The following is an 18781-nucleotide window of genomic DNA, read 5'->3' on the forward strand; positions in this document are numbered from 1 at the left end:
TAAACTGTTTATACCGTTTATTTATTGACCCACTGCCTTCATCATGACCACCACCAGCGCCACACCACCCGCCCCGTCCGCCCCCGCAGTCACAGCCACAGCGCCCGCAAAACCTGCCAAGCCCTCTGCCGCGGTGGCCGCCAAATCACCCGCCAAGGCAGCGGCTCCCGCCAAGCAGGCCAGGAAAGCGGGCGCGAAGCCCGCTGCTGCCGCCCCCAAGGCGAAAGGGGCCAGCTCCAAGAAGGCTGCGGCCGCGCCCCAGCCCGCCAAAGCAAAAGCACCCACGCCGCAGGCTGCCCCGGACACCAAGGCCAAGAAGCCCAAGCTGGTGCGTGACAGCTTTACCATCCCGAAGGATGAATACGCCGTCATCGAGACACTGAAGCAGCGCTCTGCGGCGCTCGCGCAGCCCGTGAAGAAGAGCGAGCTGTTGCGCGCCGGCCTGAAGGTGCTGGCGGCGATGTCCGACAGCGCACTGCGCACCGCAGTGCAGGCCGTGCCGTCCATCAAGACGGGACGCCCCAGGGCCCAAGCGGCCGCAGCCCCCGTCGCCGCGGCCGCACCGGCCGCCAGGACCGCCGCCAAGGCCACGCGCAAGTGAGCCGGTCTGCGCCGGGGACGGCCCCTGGCGCAACCGGCATCAAACAAACTCGGGCGACTGAACGGCGATCAGCAATGTCTGGCTTTGGTCCAGCCGCTGCCGCTGCCTCAGCCACCAGACCGAGCCCTTGCGCACGGCGCATTCCGAAGCCTGCAGTCCCATCAGCTGGGCGATGGTCTGCCCCAGCATGGGCTGGTGGCCCACGATCAGCACCGTGCCCTTGGCGCGCGGCCACTGTGCGAGGTCCAGCAGTTCCTGCGGCGTCCCGCCCGGCAGCAGCTCGGCCCGCATCTTGAACTTGCGCCCCAGGGCGCTGGCCGTCTGCTCGGTGCGCCGCGAGGGGCTGGCCAGCACGCGCAGGCCCTCGGGCAGCTGCCGGTCCAGCCATGCAGCCATGCGCGCTGCCTGCTTTTCGCCCCGCGGCGTCAAGGCCCGCGCCAGGTCATCACCCCCCTCAGCGGCTTCTTCCGCCTCCGCATGTCGCCACAGGATGAGATCCATCATGCTGTCCCTTGGTCGAGTTGCGCCGGGGAAGGGGCCGGTCCGTAGCGGACCATCAGGGCGTCCTGGGCGCCCACTCCGTCCTCGGGGCGGGGTGCCCGGTCATAGCCTCCCTGCGCATTCAGCGTCCATGCGTCCCGGTCATCGTGCAGGTAGGCCACCAGGCACTCGTCAACGATCTGCTGCCGCAGGCGCGGGTCCGTCACGGGCCAGGCCAGTTCCACGCGCCGCATCATGTTGCGGTTCATCCAGTCGGCACTGGAAAGGTACAGGTCCTCGTCGCTGCCGCAGCGGAAGTAGAAGACCCGCGTGTGCTCGAGGAAGCGGCCGATCACAGAGCGCACCCGGATGTTGTCGGTCACCCCGGGCACCTGGGCCGCGAGCATGCAGGCCCCGCGCACGATGAGGTCGATGCGCGCTCCGCGCTGGGCGGCCAGAATCAGCGCGCGCATCAAGGCTTCATCGGTCAGGGCATTCATCTTGGCCACGATGCGCGCATCCTCTCCCCGGCTCGCGGCCTGCCCCACCTGCTCGATCTTCTCCAGCATGCGCCGGTGCAGATGGAACGGCGCCAGCATCAGCTTGCGCAGCTTGGGCGGGCGGTTCTGGCTCGCGAGGTGGTTGAACACCCCGTCCATGTCCGCCGTGGTTTCCTCGTCGGCAGTGAGATAGCTCAGATCGGTATAGAGCCGTGCCGTGCGCACGTTGTAGTTGCCGGTGGACAGGTGCCCGTACCGCCGCAGCTGGCGCCCTTCCCTGCGCGTGACCAGCAGCATCTTGGCATGTGTCTTGAGCCCCACCACGCCATACACCACCTGCGCGCCAATCGACTCCAGCGCCTCCGCCCAGTTGATGTTGGCTTCCTCGTCAAAGCGGGCCTTGAGTTCCACGACCGCCATGACCTCCTTGCCCCGGCGCACGGCCTCGGTCAGCAGGTCCATGAGTTCGGAATCGCCACCGGTGCGGTAGATCGTCTGCTTGATGACGAGGACGTCGGGATCGTTCACGGCCTCGCGCAGGAAGGCGAGCAGTCCGTCGAAGCTCTCGAACGGCTGGTGGATGAGCACGTCGCGCTGGCGCAGCTGCTCCATGATGGACACTCCGGCCTGCAATTGCCGTGGCCAGGCGGAATTCCAGGTCGGAAACAGCAGGGCGGGCGCATCCACCAGGTCCACCAGCTGGGTCAGGCGCACCAGGTTCACGGGCCCGGGTACCCGGTACAAGGCGGCGGGGGGCAAGGCAAACTGCGCCAGCAAAAAGTCGGACAGGAATTGCGAACATCCCGCGGACACTTCCAGCCGGACGGCCTGCCCATAGTGCCTGTGCTGCAAGCCCTGGCGCAGGGCTGTCCGCAGATTGCGCACATCCTCCTCGTCCAGCGCGAGGTCGGAATGGCGCGTCACCCGGAATTGCGAGAACTCCGTCACCTCGCGCCCCGGAAAGAGCTCGTCCAGGTGTGCCCGCACGATGCTGGAAAGGCTCACGAAAAGCGCTTCCGAGGGTGCCACGCGGGCAGGCATGCGAATCAGCCTGGGCAGGGCCCTGGGAACCTTGACGATGGCGATCTCGTTCTCTCGCCCGAATGCATCGTGCCCCTTCAGGCGCACGATGAAGTTCAGGGACTTGTTGGCCACCTGGGGAAAGGGGTGCGCGGGGTCCAGCCCCACCGGGATCAGCAGCGGCCGCACCTCGCCCACGAAATACTCGTGGACCCAGCGCTTCTGGGCGGGCGAACGCTCCCCATGCCCGACGATCCGGATGCCATGGGCGGCAAACGCAGGCACCAGGGACTCGTTGTACAGCGTGTACTGCCGGTCCACCAGCCCGTGCACCTTGGCGGCCACTGCTTCGAAGGATGCCGTCGAATAAAGGCCCTGGGTCTCGCCTTTCTGGGCCGCGGTGATGTGCGGCGCGGCACGCACTTCAAAAAACTCGTCCAGGTTGGACGACACGATGCACAGGTAGCGCAGCCGCTCCAGCAGCGGCACATCCGTTCTCACGGCCCAGTCGAACACCCGTTCGTTGAACGCGAGGATGCTGTGGTCCCTGTCCAGGAACATGTGCGGTGGCGCCGCAGTGGGCGCGGCTGCCGGTGCGTGGCCCACGCCGCCGTCGCGTGGCACCGGCGTGGCATCGGGACTGTCACACGACAGGGCAACAGCGTCATCAGGGGGCAAGGGCAACATGGATACGCAAGCGCGGCGAGTGCAGGATGGCTGCAGTATTTAACGCCCAGATGACAAAGATGTGACAGGCTCCGTGACAGTCACACGCGCCACGCCCTGTGTCCGGGCAGGAACCAGGTACTGCTCGAACAGCCGCGCGGCGTGGGCCCATGTGAAATCGAGCGCACGCGCCCGGGCGTCGGAGCGGGCAATCGCCAGCGCCTCCTGGCTTGCAGTCAGCAAATCGTCATGCAGCACGCCCCCCCGTGCCGGCTGGCCAGGATGTGCACCCAGCACTTCCATCGGCCCGTCCACGGGGAAAGCGGCCACCGGCGTTCCGCAGGCCATGGCCTCGAGCATGACCAGCCCGAAGGTTTCAGAACGGCTGGGAAACACAAAAACATCCGCCGCCGCATACACCTGGGCCAGTGCCGGGCGGTCCAGGATGCCCAGCCAGCGGACCTGCGGGTACCTGGCCTTCAGGCGCGCCTCCAGCGGGCCGACACCACACACCACCTTGGAGCCGGGCATGTCCAGCCGGAGGAAGGCCTCGATGTTCTTTTCGTACGAGATCCGTCCCACGTACAAGGCCACGGGATGGGCCAGGGCCCCCATGAGCGGGCTGGGGGTGGTGGCGCCGTGGAACGCGAAAGCCTGCGTGTCAACGCCATGGGTCCACAGGCGCAGGTTGCGAAATCCCCGGTGCTCCAGCATCTGCAGGACGCCGTGCGTCGGCACCATCACGCCCGATGACGGGCGATGGAAATGACGGAACAGCGCGTACCCCCATCCAAGCGGCACCCGCAAGGCCGCGTTCAGTATTTCCGGGAAACGGGTATGGAATGCCGTGGTGAATGCCAGGCCCTTGCGCAGGCAGTAGCGGCGCCCCGCCCAGCCCAGCGGTCCTTCGGTGGCCAGGTGGATGGCGTCGGGCTCCATCGCGTCCAGCATCCCTGCCACGCGCTGCGCGGGCCGCACGGCCAGATCGATCCCTGCATAGCCAGGGCACGGGCGCGTTGTGAACTGGCCGGGATGCAGCACCTGGACCGCGTGCCCGGCGGCTTCCAGCTCCCGCACCAGCTCCAGCAGCGTGGTGACGACCCCGTTGACCTGGGGAAGCCAGGCATCCGTCAGCAAGGCGATTTTCATAGGGCAACGGCGGCCTCGGTCCGCGATGTGTCGGCGAAGGGAGAAGCGGGCCACTGGAGCAGTTCCAGCCGGCCGTCCAGGTGTTCGACCAGCGCGGTGTGGCTTTCCACCCAGTCGCCGTCATTGCAATACAGGGTTCCGCCGATCTCCCGCATCTCCGCGCGGTGGATATGGCCGCACACCACGCCGTCATGTCCCCTGCGGCGCGCCTCGGCGGCCACGGCCACTTCAAAGTCGGTCACGTAATTGAGCGCCTTCTTGACCTTGCCCTTCAGGTAGGCCGACAGCGACCAGTAGGGCAGCCCCATGCGGGCGCGCAAGGTGTTGAGGTGCCGGTTGAGCCGCAGCGTGAACTCATACAGGTTGTCCCCCAGGTAGGCCAGCCACTTGGCGCACTGGATCACTCCGTCAAAGTGGTCTCCGTGCGTGACCCACAGGCTGCGGCCGTCCGCCGTGGTGTGCACCGCCTCGGCCAGCACTTCGATGCCGCCGAACGAGTGGCCGACAAAGGCGCGTGCAAACTCGTCATGGTTGCCAGGCACGAAGACCACCCGGCATCCCTTGCGCGCGCGCCGCAGGAGCTTTTGCACGACATCGTTGTGGGCCTGGGGCCAGAACCACTTGCGGCGCAGCTGCCAGCCGTCGACGATGTCGCCCACGAGGTAGAGGTGGTCGCTGGGGTGGTGCTTGAGAAAGTCCAGCAGCGCGACCGCCTGGCACCCCGGAGTGCCCAGGTGCAAATCCGAAATGAAGACCGCGCGGTACCGGCGATGACCCGCCGCGAAGGCATGTGCGTCGTCGGCCATGTCCTCGTGGCCCACGGACGGTTCCATCCAGGGGCCCAGGGCATCGAACGCGGTGCGCATCAGGCCCCCAGGAAATGCTTGCGGTAGCGGGGGTGCAGGTCCGCCAGGCGCATCAGCATCGGCAGGTCCGCGGTGTTGAAGTCCGGGTCCCAGGCTGGAGCGCCCAGCACGCGCGCGCCCAAGCGCAGGTAGCCCTTGATGAGCGCCGGGGGCTCCACCGTGATCGAGCCGTCCAGCTGCTCGACGGGCAGCGGCAGCCGGGGAAGCACGTGGTATTCGATGGGAGCCAGGTGTGTCTTGCGCACCTGCTGCCAGATGCTCGCGGCCGCGTCGCCGCTGACGACGCCGTTGTGCAGCATGGGGATGCTGGCGCAGCCGATCATCGTGTCGAGCTGGTTGCGCACCATGAAGTCCGCCAGAGCGCTCCACAGCGCCATGATCACGCCGCCGTGGCGGTGGTCGGGGTGCACGCAGCTGCGGCCCAGCTCCACCATGCGCGGGCGCAGGGAGCGCAGCCGCGTCAGGTCGAACTCGGTGTCGCTGTAGGTGCCGCCGACGCGCCGGGCCTGTGCGGGAGTGAGCACGCGGTAAGTCCCAATGACTTGCTGGCTCTGGGCGTCGCGCACCAGCAGGTGCTCGCAATAGTCGTCGAACAGGTCCACGTCGTGGCCGGGGATGGGGGTCGTCAATCGAGCGCCCATCTCCGCCGCGAACACATCGAACCGCAACCGCTGCGCCTGGCGCACCTCATCTTCATGCCGCGCCCATGCCACCTCGATGGCCCCCCGCGCCGCCACCGGCTGCAGGGCGCCGGGCATGGCAGCCGTGCCGCGAAGCGGCCGCTGGGGAACGATCTCGGTGGACAGGGGCGGCGTCAAGGTGGGCAGCTCATTCATGGTGCAACATCTCCTTGTGTCAGGACGGGTTCGGCTGGAGGCCCCAACCATGGGCTGGGAACCGTTTCCCCTGGGCACGAGTGTGAAATTGCCGCGTGACGCCGCCATGTCGGCCGCATGTCAATCCCATGACAGCGGATCGCCGCGCAGAACCCTGCATCGGCTCCAACGGGCCTGCATAATTGGTTCAGGAAACCGCACCGTGCACGCATCCGCCCCCACCCGCTCCCGAAGCCCTCTTGCGGGCTCGCTGGTCGTGTTTGTTCTGGCGGCGGCCTGTGCCGGGGTGGTGGTGTGGGCCCTTGAGCGCCAGGAGCGCGCCCAGCACCGCACGCAGGTGACGGACATGGCGGGTGACCACGTCCAGGCGCTGCAACGCGCCATCGAGCTGGCCCTGTCGGCCAACAACACCCTGGTGGCGCTGGTGCGCCAGGGCCGGGGAGAGGTGACGCAGTTCGAGGAGATCGGCACGCAGATGCTGCCCTTCTACCCGGGCATCACGGCCATGGGCCTCTCTCCCGGGGGGGTGGTCAAACAGGTCGTGCCGCGCCAGGGCAACGAGAACTCCATCGGTTTCGACCAGCTCAACGACCCCCGGCAGGGCCCCGAATCCGCCAGGGCCCGGGAGTCGGGCCGGCTGACCCTGGCCGGCCCCATGGAGCTGGTGCAAGGCGGCCTGGGCGTGGTGGGGCGCCAGCCCGTCTACCTCGACGATGCCCAGGGGCACCGCGCCTTCTGGGGGTTCACCTACGTCACCATCCGCCTGCCCGAAGTGCTGGCCGCCGCGCGCCTGCCGCAGCTGACGCTGCGGGGCTACCACTACCGGCTGTGGCGCGTCCGGCCCGACACGGGCGAGGAACAGACCATTGCCGCATCCGACCCGCCCCCGGGCGCGGACGCGGTGGGCCGGTCGCTGACCCTGCCCAACGGGCAATGGACCCTGAGCCTGGTCCCCATCAAGGGCTGGGGCGACCCGGCCGTGCTGCTCATGCGCTGCGCGGTGGGCCTGCTGTTTGCCTTGATGATGACCTACCTGGCCCGGCTTCTTTTCGAGCTGAAGGCCCACGAGCGCGGGCTGGCCTATCAGGTGGCCCAGCGCACCTCGGAAATCCAGGCCACCCAGCAGCAGCTGCACGCCACCATCGACGCCATCCCGGACCCTCTCTTCGAACTCGACCAGGACGGGTTCTATTGCAGCGTGCACAGCCAGCGCGCCGAATTGCTCATGGGCCCCGCCGAAACGCTGGTGGGACGCAACGTGACCGAGGTGCTGCCAGCGCTGGCAGCCCTGTCGGTGCTGGACGTGCTGAGCGATGCCCAGGCGCAGGGCTGGTCCTCCGGGCGGCAGATCATGCTCGACCTGCCCGGGGTGGGCACCACGTGGTTTGAGCTGTCCGCCGCGCGCAAGGCCACGTCCCCGGGCGCGAAGCCACGGTTCATCCTGCTGTCGCGCGACATCACGGAGCGCAAGCGGTCCCAGGAGCAACTGCAGCTGACCGCCCAGGTGTTCGACCAGAGCAGCGAAGCCATCGTGATCGCCGACGCGGCCCATACGATCGTGCGCATCAACCGGGCTTTCACGCGGATCACGGGGTACACGGAAGCCGAGGCCGTGGGGCAGTCCGTGCGCCTGCTCACGGTCGCCCGGCCGGCAGACAACGCCAGCGCCGACGCCGTGTACGCACGGCTGTCCCAGGACGGCCACTGGGAGGGCGAGGCCTGCGGCCGCCGCAAGGACGGGTCCACCTACCCCCAGTGGCTGTCGGTCAGCAGCGTGCGCGATGGCAATGGCGTCGCCACGCACTCCATCACGCTGTTTCGCGACATCACGCAGCAGCGCGAGGCCCAGGACCGCATCCAGCGCCTGGCGCATTTCGACCCGCTCACGAACCTTCCCAACCGCGCGCTGCTGGCCGAGCGCGCGCAGCACCTCATTGCCAACGAGCAGGCGCGAGGCGGCACCCTGGCCATGCTGTTCCTGGACCTGGACCACTTCAAGAACGTCAACGATTCGCTGGGCCACCGCATTGGAGACATCCTGCTCGTGGCGGTGGCGCAGCGCCTTCAGTCCCTGCTGCGGCCTCAGGACACCGTCTCGCGCCTGGGGGGCGATGAATTTCTGCTGCTGCTGCCCGCCACCTCGGCACCCTCCGCGGCCGACATGGCAACCCGGCTGCTCGCGGCCATCGCCCAGCCGTTTCAGGTGGACCCGTACGAACTCACCACCACCTTGTCGGTGGGCATCGCGATGTATCCCGCCGATGGCGACTCGTTCGACACGCTGTACCAGCGGGCCGATGCCGCCATGTACCGTGCCAAGCAGAACGGACGCAACCGGTACGGTTTCTTCACCGCCGACCTCGAGGCGCGCACGGCGCGCGCCCTGCTGATCGAGAACGCCCTGCGCCGCGCGCTGGAGCGCAACCAGTTCGAACTGCACTACCAGCCCCAGGTCTCGCTCACCGCGCGCCAGGTGGTGGGGGCCGAGGCACTGCTGCGCTGGCGCCATCCCGAGCTGGGCATGGTGTCGCCGGCCGAGTTCATTCCGGTGGCCGAAAGCAGCGGCATGATCGTGGCGATCGGGGAATGGGTGATCCACACCGCGGTGAAGGACGCCAAACGCTGGCTGGATCTGCAGCTGCCCCTGCGGGCGGTGTCCGTGAACGTCTCCGCCGTCCAGTTCAGGCATCCCCAGCTGCCCGAGATGGTCACGCGCTGCCTGGAACAGGCAGGCCTGCCCGCGCGCCGGCTGGAGCTGGAGCTGACCGAGGGCGCCGCGGTGGACGACCCCGCCGCCGCGCTCGCCATGATGGACCAGCTTCACGACCGCGGCGTGCGCCTGTCCATGGACGACTTCGGCACCGGATATTCCTCGTTGAGCTACCTCAAGCGGTTCCAGATCTACAAGCTCAAGATCGACCAGTCGTTCGTGCGCGATCTGGAAGACGATGCCAATGACCGGGCCATCGTGAGCGCCATCATCCGCATGGCGCAGGCCCTGGGCATGCAGACCACGGCGGAGGGGGTGGAAACCGACGGCCAGGTCGAGTTCCTGCAGGCCCAGGGCTGCGACGAGGGCCAGGGGTTCTACTTCAGCCGCCCCCTGCCCGCGCCGGAGTTCGAGGCGTACCTGCGCGCTCAGCGGGACCACTGAAGCCGACCCGACCCTGCACGGGAAAGGGCCGGACGCCCCGCCGAAAGGCTTGTAAGGGAGCGCTGCTACACTTTGGTACAAATTACCAAGGCCGCCTGGCCCTCCCGCCCGTACCGGTTTCCATGTCTGCGCCGTACAGCTCTCCAGAATTGCAGCGTCCTGGAGTTGCCACCGACACCCCCCTGCAACGCGCGCTGCGCGAACAGCAAACCCTGCTCGACAGTGCGGGCGTGGGCATTGTTTTCCTGCGCCAGCGCAGCGTGGTGCGCTGCAACCAGCGGTACGCCGAGATCTTCGGCTACGCCAGCGCCGAAGGGCTGGTGGGCCTCAACACCGAGGCGTTCTACCCTTCGCGCGATGCCTTTCGCGATCTGGGCCGCACCGCCTACCCGGTGCTCGCCCAGGGCCAGGCCTTCCGCGTGGAGCGCCAATTGCGCCGGCGCGACGGCTCCTTGTTCTGGGGCAGCCTGACGGGGCGGCTCATCAATCCGCACGACACGACCGAAGGCTCCATCTGGATCCTGGACGATATCGACGAGCAACGGCGCGCGCAGGCCGCGCTGGGCGCCGCGGTCCGCGAAAAACAGCTGCTGTTCGACAGCGCCATGGTGGGCATCGTGTTCCTGCGCGACCGGCGCCTGACCCGGTGCAACCACCACTTCGAGCAGATGCTGGGCTACCAGCCGGGGGAACTGGCGGGCAGCCCGTCGCGCCGCTGGTATGCCAGCGACGCCGCGTGGGAAGAAGTCGGCCGCCGGTGCTATCCGCAGCTGGCCGCCGGCCATTCGTACGAAGGCGAGCTGGAACTGTGCCGCAAGGACGGCACCCCCGTGATCTGCGAGGTGCGCAGCAAATCCATAGATCCCGCCGATCCATCGCAGGGCTCCATCTGGATCACCATGGACATCACGGAGCGAAAGCAGGCACAGGCCGTCCTGGCCAGCACGCACGAGGACCTGGAACGGCAGGTGCAGGACCGCACCCGCGAACTGCGCGAGACCGTGGACAACCTGCACCGCGAGATCAACGACCGCAAGGCCGACCAGGAGCGCATCTACTGGCTCGCCCACTATGACGCCCTCACGGGCCTGCCCAACCGCGCCCTGCTGTCCGAGCGCGCGCAGCAGGCCATCCGCGTGGCCCAGGAGGGCAACACGCCCCTGGCCCTGATCTTCCTGGACCTGGATCACTTCAAGCACGTGAACGACTCGCTGGGCCACCGGGTGGGCGATGCGCTGCTGGTGGAGATCGCCAAGCGGCTGCGCGCCGTGGTGCGCGACAAGGACACGGTGTCGCGCCTGGGTGGCGACGAGTTCATCCTGCTGCTGCCCGGCGCCAATGCGCACGGCGCGGCCCGCGTGGCCGGCAAGCTGCAGGAGGCCTCGCGCCAGCACTACCAGATCGACCACCACGAACTGACCATGGCCCCGTCCATGGGCATCGCGCTGTTCCCCCAGGACGGCAAGGACTTCGACACCCTGACGCAGTCGGCCGACGTGGCCATGTACCGCGCCAAGCTCGACGGGCGCAACACATTCAAGTTCTTCACCCCGGAAATGCAGGCGCAGTCGGTGCGCGCGCTGCAGCTCGAAAACGCCCTGCGCCGGGCGCTGGAGCGCAACCAGTTCCACTTGCACTACCAGCCGCAGATGAGCCTGACCACCGGGGCCGTGCGCAGCGTGGAAGCCCTGCTGCGCTGGCAGCACCCGCAGCTCGGTGGGGTGTCGCCCGCCGAATTCATTCCCATTGCAGAAGACAGCGGGCAGATCCTGCAGATCGGCGAATGGGTGCTGCGCACCGCGCTCTCGCAGCTCAAGACCTGGCGGGCCTGCGGGTTCCCGGGCCTGACGATGGCCGTGAACCTCTCGGCCATCCAGTTCCGCCAGCCCCAGTTGCCCGAACTGGTAAGCCGCATGCTGGCCGAATTCGACCTGCCGCCGGATTGCCTGGAGCTGGAGCTGACCGAAGGCGTGGCCGTGGACGACCCGCATGCCGCGGTGGCCACCATGGACCAGCTGCACGCGCGCGGCGTGCGCATGTCGATGGATGACTTCGGCACCGGCTATTCATCGCTGAGCCAGCTCAAGCGATTTCAGATCTTCAAGCTCAAGATCGACCAGTCGTTCGTGCGCGACCTGGGCAACGACAACAACGACCGCGCCATCGTGAGCGCCATCATCCGCATGGCGCAGGCGCTGGGCATGCGCACCACGGCCGAAGGCGTGGAGACCGAAGGCCAGCTGACCTTCCTGCGCGAGCAGGGGTGCGACGAGGCGCAGGGCTACCACTTCAGCATGCCGCTGTCGGCACCGGAGCTGGAAGCCTTCATGCGGCGGCAGCTGCATTGAGCCGGCCGGCCGGCAGCACGATCGTGCCGCGGCCCGGACCCGCCGGACCGGCTCTCACAGACCCGCCCGGGCAACAGGCCTCCACACGGGGAAATATTGAATAAAATCAGCCCCTGGCGCTTTATGGACAAGCGCGAGCAGCTATAAATATAATAGCAAATGCACTGTATTGCATTGCACTGCCGCGATGCCCGAGCTGTCGTCCGCACCGCGCGCGCAGATCCCTCCAGGCAACGCTCAGCGGATCGGAAAGGCGTACATCAGGCCCTGCCTGTTCCACAGGTTGTTGAGGCCGCGCGGCAGCGCCAGCGCCGACTTCTGCCCGACGTTGCGCTCGAAGATCTCGCCATAGTTGCCGGTGGTCCTGACGGCGCGCAGCAGCCAGTCGCGGTCCAGGCCGAGCAGCTTTCCGGTGTCTTCCGAGGTCCCCAGCATGCGCTGCACCGCCGGGTGGCTGCTGCTGGTTTTCAGCTGGTCCGCGTTGGCCTGTGTCACGCCCTGCTCTTCGGCTTCGATGAGGCCGTAGATCACCCACTTGACCACCGCGAACCACTCGTCGTCCCCCCGCCGCACCATGGGGCCCAGAGGCTCCTTGGAGATGAGCTCGGGCAGGATGGTGTGCGTTGCCGCGCCTTGCGGAACGCCGCTGCGCAGGGATGCCAGGCCCGAGGCATCGGTGGTGAACGCGGAGCAGCGCCCCGACAGGTAGGCCGACGTTGCCGCGTCCACCTTCTCGAACATCACGGGCTTGATGTCGAGGTCGTGGGCACGGGAATAGTCGGCCAGGTTCTTTTCCGTCGTGGTGCCTGACTGCACGCACACGGTCTGCCCCTTGAGCTGGCGGAGGTTCTTGATCTTGCTCCTGGCCGGCACGATGAAGCCCTGGCCGTCGTAGTAGGTCACGGCCGTCTGGTGCAGGCCCAGCGATGCGTCGCGCGCCAGCGAGAACGTGGTGTTGCGCGAAAGCACGTCCACCTCGCCGGATTGCAGCGCGGTGAAGCGCTGCGGCACGTCCAGCGGCACGTATTTGACCTTCTGGCCGTCGCCCAGCACCGCGGCCGCAAGCGCCCGGCAGATGTCGACGTCCAGGCCCGACCACCGGCCACTGGAGTCCGCGATCGCAAACCCGGCCAGCCCGGTGTTGACGCCACACACCACCTGCCCGCGCGCCCGGATGCCGTCAAGCGTCTTGCCCGCATGGGCAGCGGGCGCCGCGAGCAACGCCGCCAATGCGGTGGCGCCCACCGCGGCGATCTGGCCCAGAGATGTCTTCATACGGTCTTGTCTCCCGGAAAAGTGATTCAGAGTACCGCGGGTGGCACAGGCCCTGCCCCGTCCAGCATCTTCTGCAGAAACTGCGCCTGTCCCATGCTGGGGTCCAGCGTGTAGGCGGCGAAGCCTTCCCGTTCGTACGCGCGCAGGGCGCTGCGGTTGCCCGAAAGCACTTCCAGCGTGAGCTTGCAGGCACCCCGCTCGCGCGCCAGCGCCTCCACCGACTGCAGCATGCGCTGGGCAATGCGGTGGCCGCGCCAGCCGGGGGCCACCACCACGTCATGCACGTTGACCAGGGGCCGGCAGGCAAAGGTCGAAAAACCCTCCAGGCAATTGACCAGCCCCACGGGCACCTCGCCGTGCGGCGCCGCGGCGTCGGCCGCCCATGCGATCACGCTGAAAGCCTGGGGCCTGCGCCGCAAGGCTTCGGGCAGGCCGCGCAGGACCTCGGCGCTGAGCGGCGCGCCTCCCCCCGCCACGTCCTTCGCATAGCTGTCGAGCAGTTCAACCAACGCCCGGGCTTGGCGGGCATCGCCATAGTCCACGCGCCGGACGGTGATGGGAGTGAGAGCATCGGTGGTGGTGGAAGGCATCAGCAACGGTTCCAGGCTGGCGGCAAAGACAGCAGCGTAGCCGATCGCACGGCGCGCCCCACAGTGGCGATGGCGCGCGGCGCCACCATCAGCCGGCACGGGCCGCGTCGGCCAGCTTCTGCGCACACGCGCTGGCCTGCTGCGCATCGCGCGCCTCGACCATCACGCGCAGCAGCGGTTCGGTGCCGCTCGCGCGGATCAGCACCCGGCCCGTGGCGCCCAGCTCCTGCTCCACGGCGCGGGTGGTCTCCTCGAGGCGGCGGTTGGACTTCCAGTCCTGCCCGGGCGCCAGGCGCACATTGAGCAGCACCTGGGGGTAGAGCGTGATGTCCGCCAGCAGCTGCGCCAGCGTGCGCCCGCTGCGCACGCTGGCCTGCAGCACCTGCAGCGCGCTCACCAGGCCGTCGCCGGTGGTGTGGCGGTCCAGCGCGAGCAGGTGGCCCGACCCCTCGCCGCCCAGCACCCACTGGTGCCGCGCCAGCTCTTCGAGCACATAGCGGTCGCCCACCTTGGCGCGCACAAACTTCACGCCCCGTGCCTGCAGCGCCACCTCCACCGCCATGTTGGTCATCAGGGTGCCGACGACGCCGGGCACATGCTCGTCACGGCCCATGCGGTCCGACGCCATGAGGTACAGAAGCTCGTCGCCGTTGTACAGCCGCCCGGTGGCATCCACGATCTGCAGCCGGTCGGCATCGCCATCAAGCGCGATGCCATAGTCGGCGCGGTTGGCGCGCACGGCGCGCACGAGCGCGTCAGGGTGGGTGGCGCCCACCTCGTGGTTGATGTTGAGGCCATCGGGCGAGCAGCCAATCGACAGCACCTCGGCACCGAGTTCGTGAAAGACCTTGGGCGCCACCTGGTACGCCGCGCCATGGGCCGCGTCCACCACGATCTTGAGGCCCTTGAGGGTCAGGTCCTGCGGGAACGTGCTCTTGCAGAACTCGATGTAGCGGCCCGCGGCGTCATCGAGCCGGCGCGCCTTGCCCAGGCTGGCCGAGTCGGCCCACACCGGGGGCTCTGCCAGGGCGGCTTCGACCGCCTGCTCCCAGGCGTCGGGCAATTTGGTGCCCTGGGCGCTGAAGAACTTGATGCCGTTGTCGGGGTAAGGGTTGTGGCTGGCACTGATGACAACCCCCAGGCTCGCGCGCTGGGCACGGGTCAGGTACGCGACACCCGGGGTCGGCAAGGGGCCCAGCAGCACCACGTCCACGCCGGCGGAATTGAAACCCGACTCCAGCGCACTCTCCAGCATGTAGCCTGAAATGCGGGTGTCCTTGCCGATCAGCACCGTGGGCCGGTCCTCGGCCCTGCGCAGCACGCGCCCGACGGCATGGGCCAGGCGCAAGACGAAATCCGGGGTGATCGGAGGTTGCCCGACGGTGCCACGGATACCGTCGGTTCCAAAGTATTGGCGCGTCATGTTCTGGTGTCTCCTCGTGTGAATCTCTCGTTGTTTATTAATAAGTGGATGCGGGCCGCCCGGCATGCTGCCCTCTCCTTGCAGCGCCCGGCCTCAACGCTCTCGCTGCATGGCGCTCCACACCGCCAGCGCCGACACGGTTTCTCGCACATCGTGCACGCGCACCACGGAAGCCCCGCGCTCCACGGCCAGCACGGCCGCGGCCACGCTCGGAACCATACGCTGCTCCACCGCCAGCCCCGTCGCGGCCCCCAGGGACGACTTGCGCGACCAGCCCGCCAGGAGGGGGTAGCCCGCGCGCAACAATGCAGGCTGATGGGCCAGCAGCGCAAAATTCTGCTCCGGCGTCTTGCCGAATCCAATGCCAGGGTCCAGCACGATCCGGGTATTCTTGACCCCCAGCGCTTGCAGATCAAGCGCTGACTGCTGCAAGAACAATAGCACCTGCCGGACCACATCCCCCTGCATGGGGGCCGCTTGCATGGTCTGGGGGTCACGGTGCATGTGCATCAGGCACACGCCGCACTGCGGGTGCGATGCCACAACCTGCGCCGCGCCTGGCTGGCGCAGCGCCCAGATGTCGTTGACGATGTCGGCGCCAAGGTCCAGCACCGCCCGCATGACCTCGGGCTTGTAGGTATCGACGGAGACCGGGGCGCCCAGGGACACCGCGTCCCGCACCAGGGGCACCACGCGCGTGAGTTCTTCGTCCAGGGGCACCGCGGGGCTACCGGGTCGCGTGGACTCCCCCCCGATATCCAGGATGTGCGCCCCGTCCTTGAGCAGCTGTTCACAATGCCGCAGGGCTCCCGCCGTGGAGCCATGGCGTCCGCCATCGGAAAACGAATCCGGCGTGGCGTTGACGATCCCCATGACGCGGGGCTCGGAAAGATCGATGGAAAAGCGGGAGGTCTGCCAGAGCATGGTCCGTGGGGAAAAGAGATAGGGGCGTGCCGCCGCGGGGATCAGCAAGGGGACCAAACAGACCATGAAAAACGGGGCACAAGGCCCCGTTGGAACGGCTGGAACTGCAACGGGCTCCTCAGGCTGCCGAAGGCGCGGTGTCCGTTGCCACGGCGGGCGTGCCGCCGCTGGAATTGTCGCCGCCCGAGGGAGGCGTGCGGGGTGTCCAGTCCTTCGGAGGACGGGGCTCCTTGCCAGCCATGATGTCGTCCAGCTGCTCGGTGTCGATGGTCTCCCATTCGAGCAGGGCCTTGGCCATGGCGTGCATCTTGTCGCTGTTCTCCTCGATCAGGCGGCGGGCGAGGTTGTACTGCTCGTCGATGATGCGGCGCACTTCCATGTCGACCTTTTCCATGGTCTGCTCGCTCATGGTCGTGGTCTTGGTGACCGAGCGGCCCAGGAACACCTCGCCTTCGTTTTCCGCATAGACCATGGGGCCCAGCGCATCCGTCATGCCGTAGCGGGTGACCATGTCGCGGGCGATGTGCGTGGCGCGCTCGAAGTCGTTGCTGGCGCCGGTGGTCATCTGGTTCATGAACACTTCCTCGGCGATGCGGCCGCCGAACAGCATGCTGATCTGGTTGAGCATGTATTCGCGGTCATAGCTGTAGCGGTCCTGTGCGGGCAGGCTCATTGTCACGCCCAGGGCACGGCCACGGGGAATGATGGTGACCTTGTGCACCGGGTCGCACTTGGGCAGCAGCTTGCCGATGAGCGCGTGGCCGGACTCGTGGTAGGCCGTGTTGCGGCGCTCTTCCTCGGGCATGACCATGCTCTTGCGCTCGGGGCCCATGAGGATCTTGTCCTTGGCCTTCTCGAAGTCCTGCATCTCCACCGTGCGCGCATTGCGGCGGGCGGCCATCAGGGCGGCTTCGTTGCACAGGTTCGCCAGGTCGGCACCGCTCATGCCGGGCGTGCCGCGCGCGATGATGCCGGGGGCCACGTCCTGGCCGATCGGGATCTTGCGCATGTGCACGTTCAGGATCTGCTCGCGGCCCCGGATGTCGGGCAGCGTCACGTAGACCTGGCGGTCGAAGCGGCCGGGGCGCAGCAGGGCCGCGTCCAGGATGTCGGGGCGGTTGGTGGCAGCCACCACGATCACGCCCAGGTTGGTCTCGAAACCGTCCATCTCGACCAACATCTGGTTCAGGGTCTGCTCGCGCTCGTCGTTGCCACCACCGAGGCCGGCACCGCGCTGGCGGCCCACGGCGTCGATTTCATCGATGAAGATGATGCAGGGGGCGTTCTTCTTGGCGTTGTCGAACATGTCGCGCACACGGGCCGCGCCCACGCCGACGAACATTTCCACGAAATCGGAGCCCGAGATGCTGAAGAACGGGACCTTGGCTTCGCCCGCGATGGACTTGGCCAGCAGGGTCTTGCCGGTGCCCGGAGGGCCCACCAGCAGCAGGCCGCGCGGAATGCGGCCGCCCAGCTTCTGGAACTTCTGTGGGTCTTTCAGGAAGTCCACGACTTCCTTGACTTCTTCCTTGGCCTCGTCGCAACCGGCCACATCCGCGAACGTGACCTGGTTGTTGTTCTCGTCGAGCATGCGCGCCTTGCTCTTGCCGAAGCTGAAGGCGCCGCCCTTGCCGCCGCCCTGCATCTGGCGCATGAAGTACACCCACACGCCAATCAGCAGCAGCATGGGGCCCCAGCTGACCAGCAGGGTCATGAGCAGGGAGCCTTCTTCGCGGGGCTTGACGTCGAACTTGACGTTGTTGTTGATGAGATCGCCCACGAGGCCGCGGTCCAGATAGGTCGCGGTGGTGCGGATCTTTCGGTCGTCGTTGGTGACGGCCACGATCTCGGTGCCGCCCTGGCCTTCCTGGATGGTTGCGCTCTTGATGCGGTTGCTGCGGACTTCCTCGAGGAATTCCGAGTAGCCGACGTGGCCTGCGCTGGCGCCGGCACGGGTGTCAAACTGTTTGAACACCGTGAACAGCACCATGGCGATAACCAGCCACACGGCAATTTTTGAAAACCACTGATTGTTCAAGCGGGGCTCCAGTTGCAGGGAACAGAAAACGGACACACTGCCGTCATGGCACGCATGTGCGGCCCATTTTAGGTCTTTCAAGCCACCCAGCCATCCCTATTCCCCCTAGCCGCCATGGAAACAGCACGGGCTTTACGGGCGAATTTCACGGATTCATGACCTGGGGCAAGACCTTTCAGGCGGCCTTTTTGAGGCCCATTCCCACCAGGAAGGTCTCCGAAGATTTGTCGCGCGACGCCTTGGGCTTCAAGGGCTTGACCACCTTGAAGGTCTGCTTGAACAGCGTCACCAGATCGCTGTACCCGCCGCCGTGGAAGAGCTTGACCACCAGCGCACCGTCCGGTTTCAAATGGTTGCAAGCGAAATCCACCGCCAGCTCCACCAAGTGGGCGATGCGGGCCGCATCGGCCGATCCGATGCCCGAAAGATTGGGCGCCATGTCCGACACCACGACATCCACCGCGCGGCCACCGAGCGCCTGCTCCAGGCGCTCGAGCACCTGCGCCTCGCGAAAATCGCCATTGAGGTAGGTCACCCCCTCGATGGGCTCCATGGGCAGGATGTCCAAGGCGATGATGGTGCCATTGAGCTGCCCCGCAGCCGCACCCGAGGGCGACATGCGCCTGCGCAGGTACTGGCTCCATGCGCCGGGCGTGGAGCCCAGGTCCACCACCGTGTAGCCGGGCTTGATGAGGCCCAGCTGCTCGTCGATCTCCTTGAGCTTGTAGGCCGCGCGCGCGCGGTATCCCTCTTTCTGGGCCAATTTGACATAGGTGTCGTTGACGTGGTCGTTCAACCATGCCTTGTTGACCTTCTTGCTCTGGGTTTTGACTTTCATACGGCTCCATTGTCTCTCGACAATCGGCACAGCCGATTGGACACAAGGCCCATTTCGCGCGGCGACGCGAAGG

14 protein-coding genes are annotated in these 18781 nt (G+C 67.3%); 3 read left to right on the forward strand and 11 right to left on the reverse strand.

Annotation, left to right across the window (positions count from 1 at the left end):
* Window positions 1-43: 43 nt before the first annotated feature.
* On the forward strand, window positions 44-601 hold the full coding sequence (locus KW843_RS24005; protein WP_218297664.1) for a hypothetical protein: 558 nt from the start codon (window positions 44-46) through the stop codon (window positions 599-601).
* A gap of 39 nt (window positions 602-640) precedes the next feature.
* Here KW843_RS24005 and KW843_RS24010 read toward each other — a convergent pair whose 3' ends face one another.
* The 5 genes from KW843_RS24010 to KW843_RS24030 are packed head-to-tail and all read right to left on the reverse strand — an operon-like array spanning window position 641 to window position 6118.
* Complete coding sequence (locus KW843_RS24010; protein WP_218297665.1) at window positions 641-1105, reverse strand: histidine phosphatase family protein; 465 nt, start codon at window positions 1103-1105, stop codon at window positions 641-643.
* Window positions 1102-3288 carry a polyphosphate kinase 1 gene (ppk1, locus tag KW843_RS24015; protein WP_218297666.1) on the reverse strand — a complete coding sequence of 729 codons (2187 nt, stop codon included), beginning with the start codon at window positions 3286-3288 and terminating at the stop codon, window positions 1102-1104. Before ppk1 ends, KW843_RS24010 begins: the two co-directional genes overlap by 4 nt.
* A 39-nt stretch (window positions 3289-3327) precedes the next feature.
* Window positions 3328-4416: a glycosyltransferase family 1 protein gene (locus tag KW843_RS24020; protein WP_218297667.1), complete on the reverse strand. Its 1089-nt coding sequence runs from the start codon at window positions 4414-4416 to the stop codon at window positions 3328-3330.
* The gene (locus KW843_RS24025) at window positions 4413-5282 is read right to left on the reverse strand and encodes a UDP-2,3-diacylglucosamine diphosphatase (protein ID WP_218297668.1); all 870 of its coding nucleotides are present in this window, start codon (window positions 5280-5282) and stop codon (window positions 4413-4415) included. Before KW843_RS24025 ends, KW843_RS24020 begins: the two co-directional genes overlap by 4 nt.
* Window positions 5282-6118 carry a GNAT family N-acetyltransferase gene (locus tag KW843_RS24030; RefSeq protein ID WP_218297669.1) on the reverse strand — a complete coding sequence of 279 codons (837 nt, stop codon included), beginning with the start codon at window positions 6116-6118 and terminating at the stop codon, window positions 5282-5284. The genes KW843_RS24025 and KW843_RS24030 overlap by 1 nt, the downstream gene beginning before the upstream one ends.
* A gap of 202 nt (window positions 6119-6320) precedes the next feature.
* Here KW843_RS24030 and KW843_RS24035 point away from each other — a divergent pair, with 202 nt between their 5' ends.
* Entirely contained in the window at window positions 6321-9272 is a 2952-nt protein-coding gene (locus tag KW843_RS24035; protein ID WP_218297670.1) for an EAL domain-containing protein, read from the forward strand.
* 122 nt (window positions 9273-9394) lie between these two features.
* On the forward strand, window positions 9395-11620 hold the full coding sequence (locus KW843_RS24040; protein WP_218297671.1) for a bifunctional diguanylate cyclase/phosphodiesterase: 2226 nt from the start codon (window positions 9395-9397) through the stop codon (window positions 11618-11620).
* 237 nt (window positions 11621-11857) lie between these two features.
* On the opposite strand, the gene KW843_RS24045 is transcribed toward KW843_RS24040, so the two are convergent.
* The 6 genes from KW843_RS24045 to KW843_RS24070 form a co-directional block, all read right to left on the reverse strand.
* Window positions 11858-12895 carry an amino acid ABC transporter substrate-binding protein gene (locus KW843_RS24045; RefSeq protein WP_218297672.1) on the reverse strand — a complete coding sequence of 346 codons (1038 nt, stop codon included), beginning with the start codon at window positions 12893-12895 and terminating at the stop codon, window positions 11858-11860.
* Between the two features lie 26 nt (window positions 12896-12921).
* Window positions 12922-13485, reverse strand: a complete 564-nt coding sequence (locus KW843_RS24050) for an N-acetyltransferase (RefSeq protein WP_218297673.1) — start codon at window positions 13483-13485, stop codon at window positions 12922-12924.
* An 88-nt stretch (window positions 13486-13573) separates the two neighbouring features.
* Window positions 13574-14908 carry a phosphoglucosamine mutase gene (glmM, locus tag KW843_RS24055; protein WP_218297674.1) on the reverse strand — a complete coding sequence of 445 codons (1335 nt, stop codon included), beginning with the start codon at window positions 14906-14908 and terminating at the stop codon, window positions 13574-13576.
* 93 nt (window positions 14909-15001) lie between these two features.
* Complete coding sequence (folP, locus tag KW843_RS24060) at window positions 15002-15832, reverse strand: dihydropteroate synthase (RefSeq protein WP_218297675.1); 831 nt, start codon at window positions 15830-15832, stop codon at window positions 15002-15004.
* A 118-nt stretch (window positions 15833-15950) separates the two neighbouring features.
* The gene (gene ftsH / locus KW843_RS24065; RefSeq protein WP_218297676.1) at window positions 15951-17870 is read right to left on the reverse strand and encodes an ATP-dependent zinc metalloprotease FtsH; all 1920 of its coding nucleotides are present in this window, start codon (window positions 17868-17870) and stop codon (window positions 15951-15953) included.
* 175 nt (window positions 17871-18045) lie between these two features.
* Window positions 18046-18708 (reverse strand): RlmE family RNA methyltransferase, encoded by a 663-nt coding sequence (locus tag KW843_RS24070; RefSeq protein WP_218297677.1) that lies wholly within the window; start codon window positions 18706-18708, stop codon window positions 18046-18048.
* Between the last annotated feature and the right edge of the window lie 73 nt (window positions 18709-18781).

Source organism: Acidovorax sp. sif1233 (genome assembly GCF_019218755.1).
Classification (GTDB): Bacteria; Pseudomonadota; Gammaproteobacteria; order Burkholderiales; family Burkholderiaceae_C; genus Acidovorax.

Bases quoted from the DNA above. Each gene is read 5' to 3' on its own strand.
- KW843_RS24005 (WP_218297664.1), top strand. From the start codon at position 44: ATGACCACCACCAGCGCCACACCACCCGCCCCGTCCGCCCCCGCAGTC.
- KW843_RS24010 (WP_218297665.1), bottom strand. From the start codon at position 1,105: ATGATGGATCTCATCCTGTGGCGACATGCGGAGGCGGAAGAAGCCGCT.
- ppk1 (WP_218297666.1), bottom strand. From the start codon at position 3,288: ATGTTGCCCTTGCCCCCTGATGACGCTGTTGCCCTGTCGTGTGACAGT.
- KW843_RS24020 (WP_218297667.1), bottom strand. From the start codon at position 4,416: ATGAAAATCGCCTTGCTGACGGATGCCTGGCTTCCCCAGGTCAACGGG.
- KW843_RS24025 (WP_218297668.1), bottom strand. From the start codon at position 5,282: ATGCGCACCGCGTTCGATGCCCTGGGCCCCTGGATGGAACCGTCCGTG.
- KW843_RS24030 (WP_218297669.1), bottom strand. From the start codon at position 6,118: ATGAATGAGCTGCCCACCTTGACGCCGCCCCTGTCCACCGAGATCGTT.
- KW843_RS24040 (WP_218297671.1), top strand. From the start codon at position 9,395: ATGTCTGCGCCGTACAGCTCTCCAGAATTGCAGCGTCCTGGAGTTGCC.
- KW843_RS24045 (WP_218297672.1), bottom strand. From the start codon at position 12,895: ATGAAGACATCTCTGGGCCAGATCGCCGCGGTGGGCGCCACCGCATTG.
- KW843_RS24050 (WP_218297673.1), bottom strand. From the start codon at position 13,485: ATGCCTTCCACCACCACCGATGCTCTCACTCCCATCACCGTCCGGCGC.
- glmM (WP_218297674.1), bottom strand. From the start codon at position 14,908: ATGACGCGCCAATACTTTGGAACCGACGGTATCCGTGGCACCGTCGGG.
- folP (WP_218297675.1), bottom strand. From the start codon at position 15,832: ATGCTCTGGCAGACCTCCCGCTTTTCCATCGATCTTTCCGAGCCCCGC.
- KW843_RS24070 (WP_218297677.1), bottom strand. From the start codon at position 18,708: ATGAAAGTCAAAACCCAGAGCAAGAAGGTCAACAAGGCATGGTTGAAC.